19 protein-coding genes are annotated in these 20,409 nt (G+C 59.1%); 9 read left to right on the top strand and 10 right to left on the bottom strand.

Translation table 11 applies throughout. The annotated features are described in order from the left end of the window. The first annotated feature begins 26 nt into the window (after positions 1-26). Complete coding sequence (locus tag ACRC4F_RS13805; RefSeq protein ID WP_109627729.1) at positions 27-794, top strand: SDR family oxidoreductase; 768 nt, start codon at positions 27-29, stop codon at positions 792-794. A gap of 93 nt (positions 795-887) precedes the next feature. Here the strand turns inward: ACRC4F_RS13805 and ACRC4F_RS13800 are convergent, their stop codons facing one another. The 7 genes from ACRC4F_RS13800 to ACRC4F_RS13770 all read right to left on the bottom strand — a co-directional run bounded on the left by ACRC4F_RS13800 (position 888) and on the right by ACRC4F_RS13770 (position 6,071). Beyond that, positions 888-2,015 (bottom strand): AGE family epimerase/isomerase, encoded by a 1,128-nt coding sequence (locus ACRC4F_RS13800; protein ID WP_438659791.1) that lies wholly within the window; start codon positions 2,013-2,015, stop codon positions 888-890. 165 nt (positions 2,016-2,180) lie between these two features. After that, on the bottom strand, positions 2,181-2,753 hold the full coding sequence (locus tag ACRC4F_RS13795; protein WP_438659790.1) for a HupE/UreJ family protein: 573 nt from the start codon (positions 2,751-2,753) through the stop codon (positions 2,181-2,183). A gap of 29 nt (positions 2,754-2,782) precedes the next feature. Beyond that, the gene (ureG, locus tag ACRC4F_RS13790; protein ID WP_109627732.1) at positions 2,783-3,397 is read right to left on the bottom strand and encodes an urease accessory protein UreG; all 615 of its coding nucleotides are present in this window, start codon (positions 3,395-3,397) and stop codon (positions 2,783-2,785) included. Positions 3,398-3,420: 23 nt separating this feature from the next. Further along, positions 3,421-4,095 carry an urease accessory protein UreF gene (locus ACRC4F_RS13785; protein ID WP_438659789.1) on the bottom strand — a complete coding sequence of 225 codons (675 nt, stop codon included), beginning with the start codon at positions 4,093-4,095 and terminating at the stop codon, positions 3,421-3,423. After that, positions 4,092-4,592: an urease accessory protein UreE gene (gene ureE / locus ACRC4F_RS13780; RefSeq protein ID WP_438659788.1), complete on the bottom strand. Its 501-nt coding sequence runs from the start codon at positions 4,590-4,592 to the stop codon at positions 4,092-4,094. Before ureE ends, ACRC4F_RS13785 begins: the two co-directional genes overlap by 4 nt. Before the next feature lie 203 nt (positions 4,593-4,795). After that, positions 4,796-5,428 carry a TetR family transcriptional regulator gene (locus ACRC4F_RS13775; protein ID WP_010464134.1) on the bottom strand — a complete coding sequence of 211 codons (633 nt, stop codon included), beginning with the start codon at positions 5,426-5,428 and terminating at the stop codon, positions 4,796-4,798. A gap of 172 nt (positions 5,429-5,600) precedes the next feature. Then, on the bottom strand, positions 5,601-6,071 hold the full coding sequence (locus tag ACRC4F_RS13770) for a hypothetical protein (RefSeq protein WP_438659787.1): 471 nt from the start codon (positions 6,069-6,071) through the stop codon (positions 5,601-5,603). Between the two features lie 386 nt (positions 6,072-6,457). Between ACRC4F_RS13770 and ACRC4F_RS13765 the strand changes: the two genes are divergently transcribed. Further along, positions 6,458-8,533 (top strand): AsmA family protein, encoded by a 2,076-nt coding sequence (locus ACRC4F_RS13765; protein ID WP_438659786.1) that lies wholly within the window; start codon positions 6,458-6,460, stop codon positions 8,531-8,533. A gap of 129 nt (positions 8,534-8,662) precedes the next feature. On the opposite strand, the gene ACRC4F_RS13760 is transcribed toward ACRC4F_RS13765, so the two are convergent. Further along, entirely contained in the window at positions 8,663-9,193 is a 531-nt protein-coding gene (locus ACRC4F_RS13760; protein ID WP_010464129.1) for a ferritin-like domain-containing protein, read from the bottom strand. A gap of 115 nt (positions 9,194-9,308) precedes the next feature. Continuing rightward, on the bottom strand, positions 9,309-10,211 hold the full coding sequence (locus ACRC4F_RS13755; RefSeq protein WP_438659785.1) for a LysR substrate-binding domain-containing protein: 903 nt from the start codon (positions 10,209-10,211) through the stop codon (positions 9,309-9,311). A gap of 123 nt (positions 10,212-10,334) precedes the next feature. On the opposite strand from ACRC4F_RS13755, the gene ACRC4F_RS13750 reads away from it, so the two are divergent. The 3 genes from ACRC4F_RS13750 (at position 10,335) to ACRC4F_RS13740 (ending at position 12,278) form a co-directional block, all read left to right on the top strand. After that, on the top strand, positions 10,335-10,973 hold the full coding sequence (locus ACRC4F_RS13750) for an FMN-dependent NADH-azoreductase (protein WP_438659784.1): 639 nt from the start codon (positions 10,335-10,337) through the stop codon (positions 10,971-10,973). Further along, positions 10,974-11,279, top strand: coding sequence for a DMT family transporter (locus ACRC4F_RS13745; protein ID WP_438659783.1), 306 nt, complete (start codon positions 10,974-10,976; stop codon positions 11,277-11,279). Between the two features lie 108 nt (positions 11,280-11,387). Beyond that, positions 11,388-12,278 carry an alpha/beta fold hydrolase gene (locus ACRC4F_RS13740; RefSeq protein ID WP_438659782.1) on the top strand — a complete coding sequence of 297 codons (891 nt, stop codon included), beginning with the start codon at positions 11,388-11,390 and terminating at the stop codon, positions 12,276-12,278. A 42-nt stretch (positions 12,279-12,320) separates the two neighbouring features. On the opposite strand, the gene ACRC4F_RS13735 is transcribed toward ACRC4F_RS13740, so the two are convergent. Then, complete coding sequence (locus ACRC4F_RS13735) at positions 12,321-13,208, bottom strand: DMT family transporter (RefSeq protein ID WP_438659781.1); 888 nt, start codon at positions 13,206-13,208, stop codon at positions 12,321-12,323. 98 nt (positions 13,209-13,306) lie between these two features. On the opposite strand from ACRC4F_RS13735, the gene ACRC4F_RS13730 reads away from it, so the two are divergent. The 4 genes from ACRC4F_RS13730 to ACRC4F_RS13715 all read left to right on the top strand — a co-directional run bounded on the left by ACRC4F_RS13730 (position 13,307) and on the right by ACRC4F_RS13715 (position 20,319). Next, positions 13,307-14,089 (top strand): AraC family transcriptional regulator, encoded by a 783-nt coding sequence (locus ACRC4F_RS13730; protein WP_438659780.1) that lies wholly within the window; start codon positions 13,307-13,309, stop codon positions 14,087-14,089. 152 nt (positions 14,090-14,241) lie between these two features. Then, positions 14,242-18,657 carry a dermonecrotic toxin domain-containing protein gene (locus tag ACRC4F_RS13725; protein ID WP_438659779.1) on the top strand — a complete coding sequence of 1,472 codons (4,416 nt, stop codon included), beginning with the start codon at positions 14,242-14,244 and terminating at the stop codon, positions 18,655-18,657. 98 nt (positions 18,658-18,755) lie between these two features. Next, positions 18,756-19,061, top strand: a complete 306-nt coding sequence (locus ACRC4F_RS13720; protein WP_438659778.1) for a PsiF family protein — start codon at positions 18,756-18,758, stop codon at positions 19,059-19,061. 244 nt (positions 19,062-19,305) lie between these two features. Beyond that, a complete protein-coding gene (locus tag ACRC4F_RS13715) occupies positions 19,306-20,319 on the top strand; it encodes an AI-2E family transporter (RefSeq protein WP_438659777.1) in 1,014 nt (337 codons plus the stop codon). Positions 20,320-20,409 lie beyond the last annotated feature (90 nt).

Below are 20,409 nucleotides of genomic sequence, written 5' to 3'. Positions count from 1 at the left end.
CCGTCAGCCGAAGCAAGGAGAACACGATGTCCAACACCCTGTTTATTACCGGCGCGACTTCCGGTTTTGGTGAAGCCTGTGCCCGTCGTTTTGCCGATGCCGGCTGGAAACTGGTGTTGACAGGCCGTCGTGAAGAACGCCTCAACGCCCTGTGCGCCGAGTTGTCGAAGCAGACCGAGGTCCATGGCCTGGTGCTCGACGTGCGTGATCGCAAGGCCATGGAGGAGGCGATCGCCAACCTGCCGCCGTCCTTTGCCAAACTGCGCGGGCTGATCAACAACGCTGGCCTGGCACTGGGCGCTGACCCGGCGCCGAAGTGCGATCTCGACGATTGGGACACCATGGTCGACACCAACATCAAGGGCCTGATGTACGCCACTCGCCTGCTGTTGCCACGCCTGATCGCCCACGGTCGCGGTGCCGGTATCGTCAACCTCGGCTCCGTCGCCGGCAACTATCCGTACCCGGGCAGCCATGTCTATGGTGGGACCAAGGCATTCGTCGGGCAGTTCTCGCTGAACCTGCGCTGCGACCTGCAAGGCACTGGCGTGCGCGTCAGCAATATCGAGCCGGGACTGTGCGAGAGTGAGTTCTCGCTGGTGCGTTTCGCCGGTGACCAGGAGCGCTACAACGCGACCTACGCAGGGGCCGAGCCGATCCAGCCGCAGGACATCGCCGAGACCATTTTCTGGGTGCTCAATGCGCCGGCGCACATCAACATCAACAGCCTGGAGTTGATGCCGGTAAGCCAGACGTGGGCCGGGTTTGCGATTGAGCGTAATAACAAGGCTTAAGACCGCGTAACGGCCAATCGCGAGCAGGCTCGCTCCCACAGGTTCAGCGCAATCCCTGTGGGAGCGGGCTTGACCGCGACAGCTATCTGTCAGTCAGCGAAGATAATCGACCAACCCGCTGTAGCAAGTCGCCAAGTGATAAGGCGTCGTCGACGGCATGTCCTTGCGACTGACTTCGCCCTGCTCATCACGACACTCATACCAGCCGCCCGCATGCAGAAAGCGCTGCTGCAACGCCTGCAGCTGGCGTTGCACCGAGGCTTCGCTGTCCGGACGCAAGGTCAGGGCACGCAGGTATTCAGCCTGGGCCCAGATGCGTTGGGTGGCATCTTTCGCGGACCCATTCAGATCGAGCATCGCCGTCACTGCACCGGTTTGCGGATCGACGCCCAATTGTTCGGTCAGCACGAACGCACGCTCCAGCGAAGCATGCAGTTTCGATCCTTGCAGTAACGACGAAGATTCCAGCAGGAAAAACCACTCGAACTGATGCCCCGGTTCAAACCAGTTATCCACAGCACCCAGCGGTTTCTCCATCAGCACGCTGCGTTGCGGGTCGATAAAACCCTTCTGCATGGCTGTGCATAACTCGATCAGCGCCCGCTGCACGGCGATGTCTTCGCGCACCGACAGGGTCGCGAGGAAGGCTTCCGCCAGATGCATCAAGGGATTTTGCAGGGGGCCGGAGTCGAGCGAGGACCAGTCACGGTCGAGGCAGGCTTCATACAGGCCGTCGCCCGTGGCGAAGCGCTGCGCCAGCACTTCCAGCGTGGCGTTGAGCACCGATTCCACCAGCGGCTCGCGAACCTTGTCCCAGTAATGGGCACACGCGAACAGGATAAAGGCGTGGGTATAGAGGTCTTTGCGCTGATCCAGCGGAGCGCCTTGCGGGTCGATGCTATAGAACCAGCCGCCGTGCTCGGCGTCGTGGAAATGCTGTTGCAGAGAACGGAACAGCGCTGCAGCACGCTCCTCGGCGGCCGGCACCTGGCCGATCAGGCTGGAAAACAGATACAGCTGCCGTGCGCAGGCCATCGCCCGGTAACGCTGGGGCGGCAGCGGCTGATGCCCGGCGTCCAGCGCTTCATACGGCAACGCCATGTCGGCATTCCAGCCGGGACCTTGCCAGAGCGGCACGATCACGTCCTGGAAATGCTGTTGCACCGAGGCGAACAGGGCGGTCAATTCAGGCTGGGAGGCGGAGCGGGAAACAGGCGGCATTGGCTGGCGTCGTCACGGCAGGGTTGATTGCGCGACATGTTAGCAGGCCTGAGAGATGCGGTGTCTTTCAGGCCGCCATCGCGAGCAGGCTCGCTCCCACAGGAGTACGCATTCCAATGTGGGAGCGAGCCTGCTCGCGATGGGGCCATCACAGGCAATAAAGGATTAACCTGCGAGCAACCACGCACCAGTCGCCGCCGAAGCCGCCCCAGCCAATCGAACCAAAGGCGCCGCCGCTTGCGGCAACACGCGCACCACGCCATAACCCGCCGCATGCAAGGCCGCCGTCGCCGTCACAAACCCCGCCGCATAAGCCCAAGGGCTGGACATATCAGGCAATTCCAACCCATGCGCCACACCATGGAACAACGCAAACAACGCCGTCGCACCGACCGCCACGCCCAACGGCGGACGCACCGCCAACGCCACCGCCAGACCCAACGCCAGTACCGACGCGGCAATCCCGCTTTCCAGTGCCGGCAGGTTCAACCCTTCAAACCCCAGCAACCCGCCAATCAGCATCGTTCCAACGAACGTGCACGGCAGCGCCCAGCGCGCGGCGCCTTTCTGCTGCGCCGCCCACAAACCCACCGCCACCATCGCCAGCAAGTGATCGAGGCCGCCAATCGGGTGGCTGATGCCGGCGAGCAAACCGTTGTCGCCATGACCTGGGTGAGCGAAGGCGATGGCCGGGGTCAGCAGCAGGGCCATGGCGCCCAGAATGCGTTTAAGTGTCATGGATAAGCTTCCTTGTTGATAAGTCGTCGTCAGGCTGCGGTCAGCAGGCCTTGGCGTTCGATGAAGGCAATGATTGCTTCCAGGCCCAAACCGGTCTTCTGATTGCTGAAGACAAACGGCTTGCCGTTGCGCATGCGTTGGGTGTCGCTGTCCATCATCTCCAGCGACGCGCCCACCAGTGGCGCAAGATCGACCTTGTTGATCACCAGCAAGTCGGATTTGCAGATCCCCGGCCCGCCCTTGCGCGGCAGCTTGTCGCCGGCCGAGACGTCGATCACGTAGATCGTCAGGTCAGACAGTTCCGGGCTGAAGGTCGCTGAGAGGTTATCGCCGCCGGATTCCACCAGAATCAGGTCCAGACCCGGGAAGCGGCGGTTCAGTTGATCCACCGCTTCGAGGTTGATCGAGGCATCTTCACGAATTGCCGTGTGCGGGCAGCCACCGGTTTCCACGCCGATGATGCGCTCAGGCGCCAGGGCTTCGTTGCGCACCAGAAAATCGGCGTCCTCGCGGGTGTAGATGTCGTTGGTCACGACGGCCAGGTTGTAGCGGTCGCGCAGGGCCAGGCAAAGCGCCAGCGTCAGGGCGGTTTTGCCGGAGCCGACCGGGCCGCCAATGCCGACGCGCAGGGGTTGTGTGTTCATGTGATTCTCCAAGATAAAAGGCCCTAGGAACGGAACAGACGGCTGTACTGGCGCTCATGTGCCATGCACGCCAGGGACAGGCCGAACGCAGCGCTGCCGTAGTGTTCGGGGTTGATTCGGGTGGCGTCTTGCTGGGCTTGTTGCAGCAGCGGCAGCAATTCACTGGTCAGGCGTTGCGCGGCTTGCTGGCCAAGCGGCAAGGTTTTCATCAACACTGCCAATTGGTTTTCCAGCCAGCTCCAGAGCCACGCTGCCAGCGCGTCTTGCGGACTGATCTGCCAGGCACGTGCCGCCAGCGCCCAGCCGAGGGCCAGGTGCGGTTCGGGGCGTTGTTCAAGAAAGGCGCGGGCCGGCGCATCGAGTTCCGGCAAGCCGTTGAGCAGTTGCTGCAACGAATAGCCCATCTGTCGGCTCTCCTGATGCAGCTCGCGGGTTTCCCGGCTGGCGCGATGTTCTTCGCAGCGTTGCAGCAACTCAGCCCAATTCTCATCAAAGGCTGCGGTGCAATGGGCGAGCAGCAGCGGCGCTTCGAACCGCGCCAGGTTCAGCAACAACTGATCGCTGATCCAGCGTCGCGCGCTGTCTGCGTTATCCACTCGACCGTTATCCACCGCCATTTCCAGACCTTGGGAATAGCTGTAGCCGCCAATCGGCAGTTGTGGGCTGGCCAGGCGCAGCAGCGCCCAGGCCGGGTTCATAAACGGACGCCGAACTGGTGCAGTTTCGGCGGGTAGTTGAAGTCCTCGTCGCCGTGGCGGGAGTGGTGATGGCCGCCACCATAGGCGCCGTGTTCCGGCTGGAACGGAGCCTCGATGTTTTCGACCCTGGCTTCCAGCTGTTCGAGCATGGCCTTGAGCACGTAATCGTCGAGCAAGCGCAACCAGCCGTCACCGACTTGCAGGGCGACGTGGCGATTGCCCAAGTGATAAGCCGCGCGGGTCAGTTCGAACGCGTTGGCGCAGGTGACGTGCAGCAGTTGTTCGGGGCGGGCGCAGACGCGGACGATGCGCCCGTCTTCGGCTTGCAGGCATTCGCCGTCGTACAGCGGCGGCTGACCGCGCTCCAAAAACAACCCGACGTCCTCGCCTTCGGCACTGAAACAGCGCAAACGGCTTTTGCTCCGGGCTTCGAAGTTAAGGTGCAATTCGGCGGCCCAGACGGGTTGAGTATCGATTCTGCGATGAATCACCAGCATCGGGAGGCTTCCAGCAATGGACAATGCTCAGGCTAGAGCAAGGGGCTTGCCAATCGGGCGATACGTAGGAAATGCCTGTCGGAGCGGAGTGGGTGTTTCAGGATGCGGCAGGATTTTGAGCTGGAATGGTGCGAGTGTGGTTTGGCGGCACCAATTTGATGCCTTGGGCGATTTTTTGTGGGAGCAGGCTCGCTCCTACAGGGTTATTCGGTGCTGCCGAGACCTTGCCAGTGCTTTAGGCCGATGAAGATGAAGCGCAATTGCTGAGTGATTTTTGCTTGAGGCGTCAAATGTTCAGGCAGCGCCTCCGCCGGCGGATCGATGATGTCGGGCAAGGTTGCGAACACGCTTTTGACGATCAGATCAGCCATGACGCTCAAGCCGGCGATATCCAGATGCTGCAGTTTCGGCATCAAGGACAAGTCGGCCGCGAGGTCCGAGCTGATGTCTTCACGCAGACGGCCAATGGCCTGCCGCACCGGCAGCGACCCGCCGTACTGCTCGCGGGCCAGGAACAGGAACTGCGAGCGATTGGCCGAGACCACGTCGAGAAAGATCCGTACCGAAGCATCAATGATGCCGCCCATGACGAACTCGTTATGGCGCACCAGGCGAATGGTTTCGCGGAAGGTCTGGCCGACTTCGCTGACCAGCACCAGGCCCAGTTCATCCATATCGGCGAAGTGTCGGTAGAAACCGGTGGGGACGATCCCGGCGGTTTTCGCGACTTCGCGCAGGCTCAGGCTGCCGAATCCTCGGCCACATTCCATCAGGTGGCGGGCAGCGTCCATCAAGGCGTTGCGGGTTTGTTGTTTCTGTTCGGCGCGGGGCAGCATCGCAAGGGTGTTTTCTGGACAGGGACAGCGGCGCACTCTAGCAAATCGGCTTTGCCGGCGTCGAACGACTATCGGGGGGTCAAGCGGGGATGTGCAGCTTCCATAGGGTCAAACCCTATAAAGTCAAAAGCCCAATCCGGGGATTGGGCTTTTTTTCAGGGCCGCCATGGGCTCAGCTCACAGCGCTGTTGCGTTCGATTACACGGTCACCACCACCTTCAGCCAGGGTTTGGCCTTGTGGGGTGCGATCGGAACCACCTTCAGCCAGGGTCTGGCCTTGTGGAGTGCGATCGGAACCACCTTCTGCCAAGGTCTGGCCTTGTGGGGTGCGATCGGAACCACCTTCAGCCAGGGTTTGACCTTGTGGAGTGCGGTCGGAACCACCTTCTGCCAGAGTTTGACCTTGTGGGGTACGGTCCGAGCCATCCTGAGTGATCAGGCCTTTTTCTTTCAGGCGATCGTTACCACCTTCGGCAAGGGTCTGGCCTTGTGGCGTGCGGTCGGAACCATCGGCAGCGATGGTTTGGCTGAATACCGAGTAGCTGGTTTTGACTTGTGGAGTGGCTTGGTCAGCAGCTGGCAGGGCAAAAGCGGTGCTGGCCAGCAGTGAAAGGGAAAGGCTAAGCAGTAATTGGCGTTTCATGATGGGTTGCTCCTTGGGAGGGCGATAAAGTGGGTACGAGGGCAATGCTACTCTCGATAAGTCGATATAAAAGTTCATAAACGCAATGGTAATAATCAACGGAATTGATTGTTCGGCCTAAGCGCTCTAGAACAGGCGTTTCCGGCGATCGTTTTTGCCCTGCGGTGGGTATTTTCGACCCACTCGTGCTGCACAAAAGTGCGGGAGCGGTAACGCCGGATTCGGGGGCAGTCTGTCCCCGGTCGATTATTTGAGGATTAATCAGTGTTTCGGTTAAACCTGCAGGCCGTTTTTCAGTCGTAGATCTCATGGCAGGCCGGTTCTGGCCTAACGTTTCACCCGTGCGTCGCAGTCAGGGCGCTCAGTCGTATCAGGAGCCCTGTGCAATGACGCGCACTCGTAAAATTGTTACCTGGACCTTCGCCAGCCTGATTGTCGTGCTGGCGGTATTGGTTCTGATCATCGTGTTCTTCGATTGGAACCGGATCAAACCGCCCCTCAATGCCAAAGTCTCCGAAGAGCTGCATCGTCCGTTCGCCATCAATGGCAACCTTGCGGTGGTCTGGCAGCGCGAGCCCGACGAGGGCGGCTGGCGGGCCTGGGTGCCGTGGCCGCACGTGGTGGCCGAAGACCTGAGCCTGGGCAACCCGGACTGGTCGAAGAAGCCGCAGATGGTGACACTCAAGCGCGTCGAACTGCGCATTTCGCCCCTGGCATTGCTGGCGCAGCGGGTGGTCATCCCGCGCATTGACCTGACTGAGCCGAATGCCGACCTGCAGCGCCTCGCCGACGGCCGCGCCAACTGGACGTTCAAGTTCGACCCCAAGGAGCCGAACGCCGAACCTTCAAACTGGGTGGTGGACATCGGTGCGATCGGCTTCGACAAGGGCCACGTGACCCTGGACGACCAGAACCTCAAGACGCAGCTCGAAGTGCTGGTCGATCCGCTGGGCAAACCTATTCCATTCAGCGATATCGTCGGCGACAAGGCCGCGAAAACCGCGCAGGAGAAAGGCGCAGCGCCCCAGGATTACGCGTTCGCGCTTAAGGTCAAAGGCCAGTACCACGATCAGAAACTCGCGGGCGAAGGCAAGATCGGCGGGTTGCTGGCGTTGCAGGATGCAACCAGGCCGTTCCCCCTTCAGGCGCAAGTGAAAATCGCCGACACCAGCGTCGAGCTGGCCGGCACGCTGACCGATCCGCTGAACCTCGGCGCCCTGGACTTGCGCCTGAAACTGGCCGGCACCAGCCTGGGCAATCTCTATCCGCTGACCGGTGTGACGCTGCCGGATACCCCGCCGTATGCGACCGACGGGCATTTGATCGCTAAGCTGCATGAGCCGGGCGGCGCGGTGTTCCGCTATGAAGAGTTCAACGGCAAGATCGGCGAGAGCGACATTCACGGCAGCCTGGCCTATGTGGCCAGCCAGCCACGGCCAAAACTCAGTGGATCGCTGGTTTCCAATCAGTTGTTGTTTGCTGATCTTGCGCCGCTGATCGGCGCCGACTCAAACGCCAAGCAAAAGGCCCGTGGCGGCGAAAGCAAGCAGCCGACGGACAAAGTCTTGCCGGTCGAGGAGTTCAAGACCGAGCGCTGGCGCGACATGGACGCCGATGTCGAATTCACCGGCAAGCGCATCGTCCACAGCGAAAAACTGCCGTTCAAGGATCTCTACACTCATCTGGTGCTGAACGATGGTGTTCTGAGTCTCGAACCCCTGCGGTTCGGCGTGGCGGGCGGCACTCTGGATGCGCAGATTCGCCTCAACGGCCGCACCGAACCCTTGGAAGGCCGGGCCAAACTGACTGCGCGCAAGTTCAAACTCAAGCAGTTGTTCCCGACCTTTGAGCCGATGAAAACCAGTTTCGGCGAGCTCAATGGCGATGCCGACATCACCGGCCGCGGCAACTCGGTGGCGAAGCTGTTGGGCAGCGCCAATGGCAATCTGAAAATGCTGATCAACGACGGCGCCATCAGCCGCGAGTTGATGGAGCTGGCCGGGCTGAATGTCGGCAACTATGTGGTGGGCAAGATCTTTGGCGACAAGGAAGTGAAGATCAATTGCGCGGCGGCTGACTTCGACATCAAGACCGGACTGGCGACCACGCGTTTGTTCGTCTTTGATACTGAAAACGCGATTATCTACATTGATGGCACCGCCAACATGGCGACTGAGCAGCTGGACCTGACCATCACCCCGGAATCCAAGGGCTGGCGGTTGATTTCGTTGCGGTCGCCGCTTTATGTGCGGGGCAAGTTCATCAAGCCGGATGCGGGTGTGAAGGCGGTGCCGTTGATTCTGCGTGGAGCTGGGATGGTTGCGCTGGGTGTGATTGCCGCACCGGCGGCGGGGTTGCTGGCATTGGTGGCGCCGAGTGGGGGTGAGCCGAATCAGTGCGCGCCGTTGCTGGAGCAGATGAAGGCGGGCAAGGCGCCGGTGACCGTCAAGCCCACCAAGTAAATCTATGGCGTCTGCAAGGACGTCATCGCGGGCAAGCCCGCTCCCACAGGTTCTGGGGTGATCACAGTTGTTGCACTCACCCTTACCCCTGTGGGAGCGGGCTTGCCCGCGATAGCAATCTGACAGGCGCTACAGGTCTTTCAGAATGTCGGCCATGTCATCCGCATGCTCTTCTTCCTGCGCCAGGATGTCTTCGAAGATGCGCCGGGTCGTCGGGTCTTTTTCGCCGATGTACTGAATGATCTCGCGGTAGCTGTCGATGGCGATCCGTTCGGCGACCAGATCCTCGTAGACCATCTCTTTGAGTGAATTACCCGCCACGTATTGCGCGTGAGAGTTTTTCGACAACAGGTCAGGGTTGAACTCCGGCTCGCCGCCCAGTTGCACGATACGCTCGGCCAGGCGGTCGGCGTGTTCGGCTTCCTGGGTCGCGTGCTCGAGGAATTCATCGGCGGCGACGTTGGCTTTCAGGCCGCTGGCCATGAAGTAGTGGCGCTTGTAGCGCAACACACAAACCAGTTCGGTGGCCAGCGATTCATTGAGCAGGCGCAGCACTTCCTCGCGGTCGGCGCTGTAGCTTTCAGTCACGGCGCCGTTCTCGACGTTCTTGCGGGCCCGTTCGCGAAGGGTGGTTACGTCAGACAAATGCATGTCACTCATCTCGTTCTCCTGGAGGCTAATCCGTTTTGCGTCACTTTCTGAGGAAGTGATCGCTACTTAAGGTGTGAGTGACGGGCGCGGCGAAAAGTTTTATGTAATTTGGTAGTCGAAGCAATCACGCCAATGCATGACCGGAAAGCAACGCCTCCTCGCGCAACCACGCAAAAAATGCCCGCACCGGCGGATGTCGCTCTCGCCCCGGCACGCAAAGCGCGCTGTAGCCGGCGCCATCGACTTGAACATCGCCCCGGTAAGCCAGCAGCAACCCACTGGCCACGCTTTCCGACACCAGAATGTTGCTCGCCAGTACCAGACCTTGCCCGGCAATCGCCGCTTGCAGCGCGTAATGCTCTTCGTCGTATTCACGGACCGCCGGGTTTCCCGTCAGCCAGGTCTCGCCCGACTGCGCGCACCAGGCCGCCCAGCCGTGGGCGTACAGTTTGGAGTTGTGCCAGCGCACGCTGATCAGCGTGGGTGCACGATCAGCCGCCAGCGCCACCTGCCCGGGCGAGCCATAGACGCCGAACGATTCGTCGAACAGGCACAGCCCGTAAAGATTCGGGTAGTCATCCAGGCTATAGCGCACCACCAGATCGACGCTGGCGTCCTGATGCAGATCAATGACCTCGCAGTGCGTATCAAGCCGCAGGCTGATGTTCGGATGACGAGCGTAGAACCGACCCAGTCGCGGCACCAGCCACAGCGCGGCGAAGGCGGCCGTGGTGGAAATCGTCAGGCTCGCGCCGCTGCGTTGCGGGCGCAGGGTGTCGACGCTTTGCGCCACTTCCAGCAACGCACCGTGCAGGCTGCGGAACAGCCGTTCGCCGCAGTCGGTCAGGCGAACTTGCCGTGGCAGCCGCTCGAACAGCGGCACGCCAAGCCAACTTTCCAGCGAGCGAATCTGATGGGACACCGCCGTCGGCGTCACTGAGAGTTCTTCGGCGGCAGCCTTGAAACTCAGCAGGCGCGAGGCGGATTCGAACGCGCGCAGGGCGGTCAGCGGCAACGAGGCAAACATTCAATTACTCCATGGATGAAATGAACTCATCCAGACTGATTTATGCTCATTTGAAGAGGGCTGGCTACGAGCTTCAAGCTGCAAGCCACAAGCAGTTTGAGTTTAGTCTTTAAGGAGATTCAGATGAGTAAAATTCTTGCGATTCACGCCAGTCCGCGCGGTGAACGTTCTCACTCCCGGCGTTTGGCCGAAGTGTTTCTTTCTGCCTGGCAGGCGCGGCATCCCCAATCTCGCCTCACTCGCCGTGAGGTCGGTCGGGCATTGATACCGCCGGTCAATGAAGCCTTTGTGGCAGCGGCATTTTACCCCGAGCCCAACGCACGGCCTTTGGCGATGCAGGCCGATCTGGCGTTCAGTGATGAACTGGTCGGCGAGTTGCTGGGCCACGATCTGTTGGTGATCTCCACGCCGATGCACAACTTCAGCGTGCCCAGCGGCCTCAAGGCCTGGATCGATCAGATTGTGCGGCTCGGGCTCACGTTCAATCACACGCTGGACAACGGCGTGGCCCAGTACGAGCCGTTGGTGCGAGGCAAAAAAGCCCTGATCGTCACCAGTCGTGGCGGTTTCGGTTTCGGGCCGGGCGGTGAGCTTGAAGCGATGAACCATGCCGATCCGTTGCTGCGCACCGCACTGGGATTCATCGGCATTACCGACATCACCGTGGTCGCCGCCGAAGGCGAGGAGTCGGCCGAGCGCACGTTCGAGATTTCGCTGGCCGAGGCCGAGCAGCGTTTGCTGACGCTGGCCCGGGAGTTCTAGATGGCCTGGCTGTTTCTGTTAATCGCCGCCGGTTTCGAAGTCACCTTCGCGATGGGCATGAAGTACGCCGAAGGCTTTACCCGGCTCTGGCCATCGCTGATCACGGTGATCGCCGCCGTCGGCGGAATCTATTTCCTGACCCTGGCCATGCGTGAGTTGCCGGTGAGCATCGCCTACCCGATCTGGACCGCCATCGGTTCACTGGGCACAGTGTTTCTCGGCTTTGCGCTGCTGGGCGAAAGCCTGACGGCGCTTAAACTGGTGTCGGTGGGGCTGATTGTGGCGGGCGTGGTGGGGCTGAAGTAGGGCGGATGTCATAGACTGGTCGTCGAGTTGTCATCTTGGGTGACGATGCTTGGCTGATGTCTTGCATCCAGCCTTGCTTCATCTCATCGATCACAAGGATGTTCGCCCATGTCGCAAGGTTCCGCTACGCGTTACCCGTTGGTGCTGGTCCCGGGAATGCTCGGGTTTATCCGTCTGGTGCTGTATCCGTACTGGTACGGGATCATTTCAGCGTTGCGCCGGGGTGGGGCGACAGTCTTTGCGGTGCAGGTCTCGCCGCTCAATTCCAGCGAAGTGCGCGGCGAGCAATTGCTGGCGCGGATCGAAGAGATCCTGCGGGAAACCGGGGCCGAGAAGGTCAACCTGATTGGCCACAGCCAAGGCTCGCTAACGGCTCGTTACGCAGCGGCCAAACGCCCGGATCGCGTGGCTTCCGTCACTTCGGTCGCTGGGCCGAATCATGGTTCGGAGCTGGCGGATTATCTGGAAAAACACTACCCGGCGGACACCGCCAAAGGTCGGCTGCTGGCGGTATTGCTGCGGTTTATCGGCGCGTTGATGAGCCTGTTGGAAACCGGTTATCGAGGGCCGAAATTACCGGTGGATATCCACGCTTCCCACGAATCCCTGACGAGTGCAGGCGTGGCGGCGTTCAATCAGCGTTATCCACAGGGGCTGCCTGAAACCTGGGGCGGACATGGGCCGGAAGAGGTCAATGGCGTGCGTTATTACTCCTGGTCCGGGACCTTGCAGCCGGGAAAGACGGATCGCGGCGGTAACCTGTTCGACGGGACGAATCGCAGCTGCCGGTTGTTTGCCAGAACCTTCGTGCGCGAAACCGGGCATTGCGACGGGATGGTCGGGCGCTACAGCTCACACCTGGGGACGGTGATTGGCGATGAATATCCGATGGATCACTTCGACATCGTCAACCAGTCGCTGGGGCTGGTGGGGAAGGGGGCTGATCCGGTGCGGTTGTTTGTCGAGCATGCAGCCAGATTGAAAGCTGCAGGGGTTTAGACCGCATTGTGGCGAGGGGATTTAGCGAACCGTCGCCACAGTTCAGGCAACACTGACCCTGCGGCCAAGCACCGTGGTCCAACGCTCCGAAAGCACCACCCCGCCCAACGTCAACATCCCGCCCACCAGGTGATACATCGCCAGCTGTTCATGCAGCACCACCGCCGCAATCAGCGCCGTAATCAACGGCAGCAAATTGAAAAACAGCGTGGTCCGGCTCGGCCCCAGGCGTACCACGGCCTGCATCCACGCCAGCGGCGCGACCATCGAAGCCAGCAGGCAGGCGTAAAGCACCAGCGGGATATTCTGCAGCGTCGGCCCGACCTTCGGTGAAACGACAAACAGCGGAAACAGCACCACCACCGCCACCAGCACCTGCAAATACAACAACACCAGCGGCGGCAAGCGCAGCTGCCATTTCTTCAGCAGCGTGCTGTAAATCGCGTAAGCCAGCGTAGCGACCAGCATCATCGCGTCACCCAGGTTCACGCCATGCTCCAGCAACGCCGCCAGGCTCCCGGACGACACCACCACCAAAACCCCGGCAAACGACAACACCGCGCCGGCCAATGCCCCCGCTGTCAGGCGTTGACCGAGGCTGATAATCGCCATGGCCAGCGACATCAAGGGCATCAGCGAAAGAATGATCCCCATGTTGGTCGCCGTGGTCAGCGTCGCAGCGAAGTACGCCAGGCTCTGATAGACCGCCATGCCCAGCACGCCAAGGATGAAAATCCTGCCCAGGTTCGGGCGGATCAACGGCCAATGCACGATCACCGGTTTGAGCATGAACGGTGTGAACAGAATCCCGGCCAGCAGCCAGCGGTAGAAACCGATCTCGGCGGGGAAGATCGCCCCGGCTGACATCTTGGTGATCACGGTGTTGCCGGCCCAAATGAAAATGGCCAGCAGGGGATAAGCGTATTGCATCAGAAAAAACCGGAAGCGTTAGTGAGGTGCGATTATCCGCCTGTCTGGATGCAAGCCTATACTTCGATCCAGACAACCGGCCCCGGATGACGGACAGCATGACCAGTAAACACATCGACCTGCTCGACTTCGCAGAACTGCCGTCCCCGGTCTATTTTCGCTACGCCGACTTCGATACCCACGAATACGCTTCAGCCCACCGTCACCCCTGGGGCACCCTCGAATATTGCGCCAATGGAGTGCTGCACATGGAAATCGGCAGCAGCCGCTTCATGTCGCCGCCGCAATACGCCGTGTGGGTGCCGCCCGAGACCGAGCACAGTTTCTACAGCAATCAACCGATCAACTATCGCGCTGTCTGCCTGGCGCCGACGTTGTGCCAGGCGCTGCCACAGCAAGCGTGCACGCTGGCGATCAGCGATATCCTGAAAGCTATCCTCAAGGACTTCGCAGCTCGTGACGTGAAAATTCCCGAACAGGACGCGGACCAACGCCTGGCGCAAGTGCTGGTGGACCAGTTGCAACAGGCGCCCATTCACGAGTGTTATTTGCCTTACGCCAGCAGCTCGGGATTGCTCGGGATACTCGAAGCTTTGCAAGCCGAGCCCGGGGACAATCGGCCATTGGCGCACTGGGCCGCGCAGATCCATGTCAGCGAACGCACGTTGGCGCGGCAATTTGTCCGCGAGCTGGGCATGAGTTTCGGCGAGTGGCGGCAACGCCTGCGTTTTCTTGCTGCGATCGAAGCGCTGGACAGTCAGCGCAGCATTCAGGAGATCGCGTTCGACATGGGTTACAGCACGGGCTCGGCGTTTATCGCGATGTTTCAGCGTCAGGCCGGTTGTACGCCCGAGCAGTATCGGCGGCAACGGGTTATCTGATTTCAACTATAGAAAAGTATTGTTTTAGTCATCGTGACGCAGATGTTTCTTACAGATGAATCAGAAATGCACTTCAATGGAGCGCAGGATTAACGTTGTACGCTGGGCTGCATAAGCCGTTCTTGTTCAACTTACTTATGCAGAGTGTAAAAGTGGCAACTATTATTCCGATTCGTGAAGTGCTGATACCCGCAACGCAAGAAAAAAGCGTTCATCACGAACTTATTAAGAAAGCTATTCCAGAGTGGATAAGCCAGGCATCGCTACACAGAATAAGTGCATTGAAAAACGCTATTCTCCCTCTTCCGGATTGGACAAAAAAGGCTTCGTCGATTGAACATGGGCTTTTCAAAAGTGCCATCGAGGAAAGCTGGCGTGCACAAAACGATGTCGACCGCATACTGCGCGAAGCGCAAGATGCGCACGCCTTTGCCGAGCCTCTCCTCTGTCAGGCGTTGAAAAATCAATACGGCGTCGATGTCGATGTCAGAGAAACGTTTCTGCAGTTGTTTTCTCCAGCCCGGTTATCCCCTTGGGCCATGAACGTTAATAACGGGGTAGTCTCCCGTGTGGTGTCGCTGCTTGATGCGGCATTGCATAATTTTTCCAGCAGAGAAGTATTAACGTCCGATTCGCAATTCATTACGCGACCCGACAAATCGAATCGATTCGAAATAACCGATATTCGCAACAAAATGAGCATTGAGCAGTTCAAGACGCTTTGTCGCACCCTGGACATCGGTGCCCAATATCAGGCCTATCTTGAAAACTATGTGCGTCCTGTCGACGGGTTGGCTCGTGGCGTGTTGCAACGCAAAGTTATCAGAAGCCAAAAAGCTGCCCTGAACGCAGCGCTGTATCTGGCCCATTTGAAAAAAGATATCTCGGCTGAAGGCTTCCTGGCGGTAAAAGGCCTGCTCAAAGGCTCTAAAGAGTCGACGATGGCAGGTCTGCCTGTTCGCTACTATCAGCTGAAAATTCTCGATGTTCAGTTGAGAGGGATCGTGCTGATAGCGCCTGATCTTTATCGCCACGACGCCGCTGCCCGGCGAGTTATTGCCTATGTACCGCACGATCCGGAACATCCACTCAAAGAGTACGCTTCAAAGGCCGATTTTGCCCGTGAGCTCACTCGCCAGCTGCGCGACACTGCAAAAGACCCGGCGGAGGGCACTACCCGCTATCAGCAGTTCTTCAGCCGTTTTGTCGACCATCAGCAACGGGGCCACTTTTTTGCGGCACTCAACGCCGCGCTGGTAGAAGTAACCCAACACGATAAAGTCCCGGGCGTCGATCAGCCGGTCTGGCGAGAAACGCCGGTGGAGAATCCGCGTCTGCACTTCGACCAGGTTCGATTCGAGAACGACACCGATACATTATTTTCTGGCGCCCCCTGGTTATATCTCTATCAGCAACAGCAAAACAAAATCCTCAACGATGCCCGGGAAATGGTTATCTCGACGCAAGATGCCGATCGCATGGAACGCTGGGCATGGTTCGACAATCTGGAAAAAATTCTTTCCGATATCTTCAATGCAGCGTTGATGGTTGTGGGGCCGTTCATACCCGGTGTGGGCGAGATAATGATGGGTTACATGGTTTATCAGTTGGTCAGCGAGGTTGTCGAAGGCATCGTGGATCTGGCTGAAGGTCTTTATCTGGAAGGGGCCGAGCACATCATTGGTTTTGTCGAAAGCGGGATCCAGTTAGCGGCATTCGCCGCCGGCATGAAAATCGGTGGGGAGGTCGTACTGCCCAAGCTGTCATCGTTCATCGAGTCGACAAAACCTGTGACGCTTCCCGGCGGCGCCGAACGCCTGTGGAACCAGGACCTCGCTCCCTATCAGAAACAAAACCTGACCCTGGCTGCGGATTCACAGCCTGACGAAACCTGGCTGCACCAACATGAAGGCAAGCCGATTCTCAAGCTGGACACCAGGCACTTCGAACTCACGAAAGATCCGCAGACCGGTCAGCACAGGGTCAAGCATCCAGTTCGCCCCGATGCCTATCAACCCGTGGTGAACAGCAACGGCGAAGGTGCATTTGTGATTGAAGGCGAGCAGCCACACACATGGGATGACACGACCTTGATGGCGCGACTCGCACCGGACATGAGCGAGCTGGCCGAGGCCTACGGGGACATCCGTGCGGTCAGCCAGACCGATGCCAGCGCGATTCGCGGAATGTATGCCGATAATGAACGCCCCTTGCCTTTACTCAGCGATACGGTGACCCGGTTCCGTATCGATCGCGACATTCAGACCTTCATCGAACAGATGGGCAGCGAACATATCCAAGACTATTCGAGCGCCGATCCCGACATGCAATTTCAGCTACTCGATGGTGTGTGGCCCGGCACGGCGATCGAACTGGTAGACGCCAGTGGTGACGTACTTCGAGTCATTGGGCGCGCCGGCAGCCCACGTGTCCGGATCAACAGCAATCGTCTCTCGGGCGTCGATCTGGTCAAGACGCTGTTATCACACCTTGATAACGCGCAACTGAACACCTTGTTGAACGTCGAGTTTCGTATTCAACTCAGCACGCCCGAATTGAACGCCAAAAACCTACGGGCAGAATTGACGAAATTGGCCAGGAGCAAACGCACTTCGCTGTTCAGCGCGAACTATCGGCGCGTCGAGGCCGGCACGAGTGGCAACGCTAAAACAATCCAGGCCAAAGTGCCGGGCCTGCCTGGCACGGTCGCCCGCGAGATACTGTCAATTGCCACACGTTCCGAAGTCGAGGCGATCGAGCGCGGCCAGTTGCCCGCGAGACTGGAAAACCTGGCGCGCTGGGGCATTCGAGACGTGCGCATCAGTCGCGCTTATGAAAGTTTTTACCTGGATTCGGTCGACAGTCCCGACATGGATAGAGTGGCGCTGCACTCACTTGAGAATCTTCGCGGCTGGAATCCTGATGTACGCATTGAAGTCCGACGGTTCGAACACAGTGGTCGCTTGCTCGACAGCATCGGTAAGGACGACGCGGGAATTCGGCGCACGCTCGTTGAGCGTCAGGACTCGACATTCGTCGCCTATGACGAAGACGAAAACGCCCTGCATTCGGGCATGGATTTGTTTTCCTCTATTTTGCAGGCGTTGCCGGATGCCGAGCGCAACGCGCTGGACATCCATATCGGTCAGGGGTCAAAACTGAAGCGGGCCTTGCGGGACAACGCATTGAAGCCCTATCAGCTGCTGAAGGTGCTGGACGATCTCCCGGTTCTGGAGCGCGCCACTTACGATCCTCGATTCATGCGCTTGCGCGGCGGTGCGCCTGACGGTGGCGGCGAGCGTGCAGCCCTGGAAGGAATCGGCAGCCAGTACAGCGATCTGGTCAGTTTAGCGTTCCATCATTCTGTTTCCGGGGTCAAGCGATTCGATTATCTGCGTGGACTGAAACTGTTGCATGAGCGCTTTGCGCATGAATTTTTTGACGATCTAGGGGGTGCGCTGAACGCTGCCAATGCTACTGGAGAGGCCGGGCCGGGTCTGGAAATCGTCCAAAGTATCGAGGCATTGCCTGATCTGCAGAAGCTGATGCTGCCTGAGCAGTTCAACGAATTAATCGATCGCCTGTTCACCGAGGAGGGCCTGGTGCCGCTCACGGAACCGGAACGGAATCTGGGTGCGAATGCGCGAAATCTGGAGCAGACCGGGCGGGACCATGAATACCAGGCGCTGCGGCACTCGGTGCGTGAGAGCGATGTAGCGTCAACTCCCGCGCTGGCCGATTTGAGTAGCTATGGAGAGTGGCTGTTCCACGCCGAATCTACAGCTGAGGAACCGGTTCAGGTTTCGGCTCAAACCATGGCCAATTTGAAAATGGCACAGAACGCGATCTATCGAGCCAAGGAACTCCTGCCGTTGTCGGGTAACCAGTTGCCGAGCATGTGGGAAAAGGGCGGCTCGGCAATTGCAAAAATCAAAGGCCTCAGAGGGATGGACCTTGAGGAGGGCGGGTTCACCGCAAAACTGACCACCGCAGAAGCTGCCCGCAAAGCCGTCGAAATCAAGGGTGGCAATTGCTCGGAGAACTCGAAGGTCACGTTTTCGATCCTCGCCAGCCAGCCCCGCACGTCCAGCATTCACATTGTCAGGGCCACAAGTTTTGACCATCAATATGTGGTGATTGGCGATCTGTCGAGCAATCTCGATGGACTGGTTGTCGCCGATTCCTGGCCGGAATTCCCCGCGGCGCATCTGGCCGATAACGGCCACTTCGAGTTTGAATTGCCGCCGGTGACGACGCTGCCACCCGGGCCGGCCCTGGCCGAGTACGACTTTATCAATGAAACGCCACCAGGCCCTGCGACGTTGCCAGCGGTTTCCGAGGCAAACACGTATCGGCAGCTAAAAATAAACAAACTCTATGAGAAGGGTGCGGCATACGCTCAATGGACGTCATTAAGTGAGCTGGGCCAAACCTATGCTGTCGGGGGTGGCACGCCGGTTTCGTTCGAACGGATGTCCGCATCAGTCATTGAAAACCGATTTGATGCATACGCTCGATACCGGGAGGCTTTCAAGGACCTCCTGGAACAGGAGGAGGACTCTGATTGAGCACCCTTTGATGCGTCAGCGGATGGAGGTGTAACAGGGGTTGTCTACACTCCAGAATGAGGCCGCGCCGCTCGGCGCGGCAACAAGGAGAAAACTCCATGAAGATGTTGCGTGTGCCGTTGTTGATGATCGGTTTGCTGTTTTGCGCCCAGGGCTTCGCCGCCACGGAGCAACAGAACAAGATGACCACCTGCAATGCTGACGCTACTGCGAAAAGCCTCAAGGGCGATGAGCGCAAAGCCTTCATGAGCACCTGCCTCAAAGCGGCGCCGGCCGCCAACGACGGCAAAGTCCTGACCCCTCAGCAAGAGAAGATGAAGACCTGTAACGCCACTGCCGCTACCAAAGCGCTCAAGGGTGACGAGCGCAAAGCTTTCATGAGTGATTGCCTCAAGAAAAAATAATCCGTTCCAGCGTGGGGCGGGAGATATGCGTTGGCTGTACTGGCCCCATCGCGAGCAGGCTCGCTCCCACATTTGTATTGCGCACATGGATCCATTGTGGGAGCGAGCCTGCTCGCGATGAGGGCAGCATGGACGCTGCAAAAATCGCCAATGCCCCACTAAGGTCGCGCTACACAATCCCTAGTGCTGGCCCCCGAACGCTGGCAGACTGCCAATCCTTTTACGCCGTTCGTTTTGAGGCTGTATGCCAACGTTTTCTCAACGCCAAGTTTTGCTGCTGATCAGTTGGGTCATCATTTTTGGTGGTTTGCTGCTGGTGATTCCTCTGCGGCTGCTGCCCAGCCTGCTGGCCGGGTTGCTGGTGTTCGAACTGGTCAACATGCTCACTCCACAATTGCAGCGGCTGATCGAAGGCCGGCGTGCGCGCTGGCTGGCGGTGGCGTTGTTGGGCACGTTAGTGGTCAGCGTGTTGACGTTGATCTTTGCCGGTGCCATCAGCTTCCTGCTGCATGAAGCGGAAAACCCAGGCGCTTCCCTCGACAAATTCATGCACGTGGTTGACCGCGCGCGCGGGCAACTGCCGCCGTTCATCGACGCCTATCTACCCGCCAGTGCCGCCGAATTTCGCGTGGCCATCGGCGAGTGGATGAGCAAACACTTGAGCGACTTGCAACTGGTCGGCAAGGACGCGGCGCACATGTTCGTGACGCTGCTGATCGGCATGGTGCTCGGGGCGATCATCGCCTTGCAGCGTGTGCCGGACGTGACCAAGCGCAAACCGCTGGCTGCTGCACTTTTTGATCGCTTGCACCTGCTGGTCCAGGCGTTTCGCAACATCGTCTTCGCCCAGATCAAGATTTCCCTGCTCAACACTTTCTTCACCGGCATCTTTCTGGCGGTAGTCCTGCCGATGTTCGGCATCAAGCTGCCGCTGACCAAAACCCTGATCGTGCTGACCTTCCTGCTCGGCCTGTTGCCGGTGATCGGCAACCTGATATCCAACACCCTGATCACCATCGTCGGTTTGTCGCTGTCGATCTGGGTGGCGGTGGCGGCCCTGGGTTATCTGATCGTGATCCACAAACTCGAATACTTCCTCAACGCGCGCATTGTCGGCGGGCAGATCAGTGCCAAATCGTGGGAGTTGCTGCTGGCGATGCTGGTGTTCGAGGCCGCGTTCGGCCTGCCGGGGGTGGTGGCCGGGCCGATTTATTACGCGTATTTGAAGAGCGAGTTGAAGCAGGTGGGGATGGTTTGATCTTAGAGATGTATTGCCTGATCTGACGCCATCGCTAGCAGGCTAGCTCCCACACTGGTTTTGTGAACACCACAGATCCAATGTGGGAGC

The organism is Pseudomonas sp. (assembly GCF_051660785.1).
In the GTDB taxonomy this organism is placed as follows: domain Bacteria; phylum Pseudomonadota; class Gammaproteobacteria; order Pseudomonadales; family Pseudomonadaceae; genus Aquipseudomonas.
This window is presented reverse-complemented; position numbering and strand designations above follow the sequence as displayed.

Excerpts from the sequence above, each read along its gene's own strand:
- ACRC4F_RS13745 (WP_438659783.1), top strand. The coding sequence starts at position 10,974 with ATGGCCTGGCTGTTTCTGTTAATCGCCGCCGGTTTCGAAGTCACCTTC.
- ACRC4F_RS13795 (WP_438659790.1), bottom strand. The coding sequence starts at position 2,753 with ATGACACTTAAACGCATTCTGGGCGCCATGGCCCTGCTGCTGACCCCG.
- ACRC4F_RS13730 (WP_438659780.1), top strand. The coding sequence starts at position 13,307 with ATGACCAGTAAACACATCGACCTGCTCGACTTCGCAGAACTGCCGTCC.
- ureE (WP_438659788.1), bottom strand. The coding sequence starts at position 4,592 with ATGCTGGTGATTCATCGCAGAATCGATACTCAACCCGTCTGGGCCGCC.
- ACRC4F_RS13765 (WP_438659786.1), top strand. The coding sequence starts at position 6,458 with ATGACGCGCACTCGTAAAATTGTTACCTGGACCTTCGCCAGCCTGATT.
- ACRC4F_RS13800 (WP_438659791.1), bottom strand. The coding sequence starts at position 2,015 with ATGCCGCCTGTTTCCCGCTCCGCCTCCCAGCCTGAATTGACCGCCCTG.
- ACRC4F_RS13735 (WP_438659781.1), bottom strand. The coding sequence starts at position 13,208 with ATGCAATACGCTTATCCCCTGCTGGCCATTTTCATTTGGGCCGGCAAC.
- ACRC4F_RS13760 (WP_010464129.1), bottom strand. The coding sequence starts at position 9,193 with ATGAGTGACATGCATTTGTCTGACGTAACCACCCTTCGCGAACGGGCC.
- ureG (WP_109627732.1), bottom strand. The coding sequence starts at position 3,397 with ATGAACACACAACCCCTGCGCGTCGGCATTGGCGGCCCGGTCGGCTCC.
- ACRC4F_RS13770 (WP_438659787.1), bottom strand. The coding sequence starts at position 6,071 with ATGAAACGCCAATTACTGCTTAGCCTTTCCCTTTCACTGCTGGCCAGC.
- ACRC4F_RS13755 (WP_438659785.1), bottom strand. The coding sequence starts at position 10,211 with ATGTTTGCCTCGTTGCCGCTGACCGCCCTGCGCGCGTTCGAATCCGCC.
- ACRC4F_RS13715 (WP_438659777.1), top strand. The coding sequence starts at position 19,306 with ATGCCAACGTTTTCTCAACGCCAAGTTTTGCTGCTGATCAGTTGGGTC.
- ACRC4F_RS13740 (WP_438659782.1), top strand. The coding sequence starts at position 11,388 with ATGTCGCAAGGTTCCGCTACGCGTTACCCGTTGGTGCTGGTCCCGGGA.
- ACRC4F_RS13785 (WP_438659789.1), bottom strand. The coding sequence starts at position 4,095 with ATGAACCCGGCCTGGGCGCTGCTGCGCCTGGCCAGCCCACAACTGCCG.
- ACRC4F_RS13805 (WP_109627729.1), top strand. The coding sequence starts at position 27 with ATGTCCAACACCCTGTTTATTACCGGCGCGACTTCCGGTTTTGGTGAA.
- ACRC4F_RS13775 (WP_010464134.1), bottom strand. The coding sequence starts at position 5,428 with ATGCTGCCCCGCGCCGAACAGAAACAACAAACCCGCAACGCCTTGATG.
- ACRC4F_RS13750 (WP_438659784.1), top strand. The coding sequence starts at position 10,335 with ATGAGTAAAATTCTTGCGATTCACGCCAGTCCGCGCGGTGAACGTTCT.
- ACRC4F_RS13720 (WP_438659778.1), top strand. The coding sequence starts at position 18,756 with ATGAAGATGTTGCGTGTGCCGTTGTTGATGATCGGTTTGCTGTTTTGC.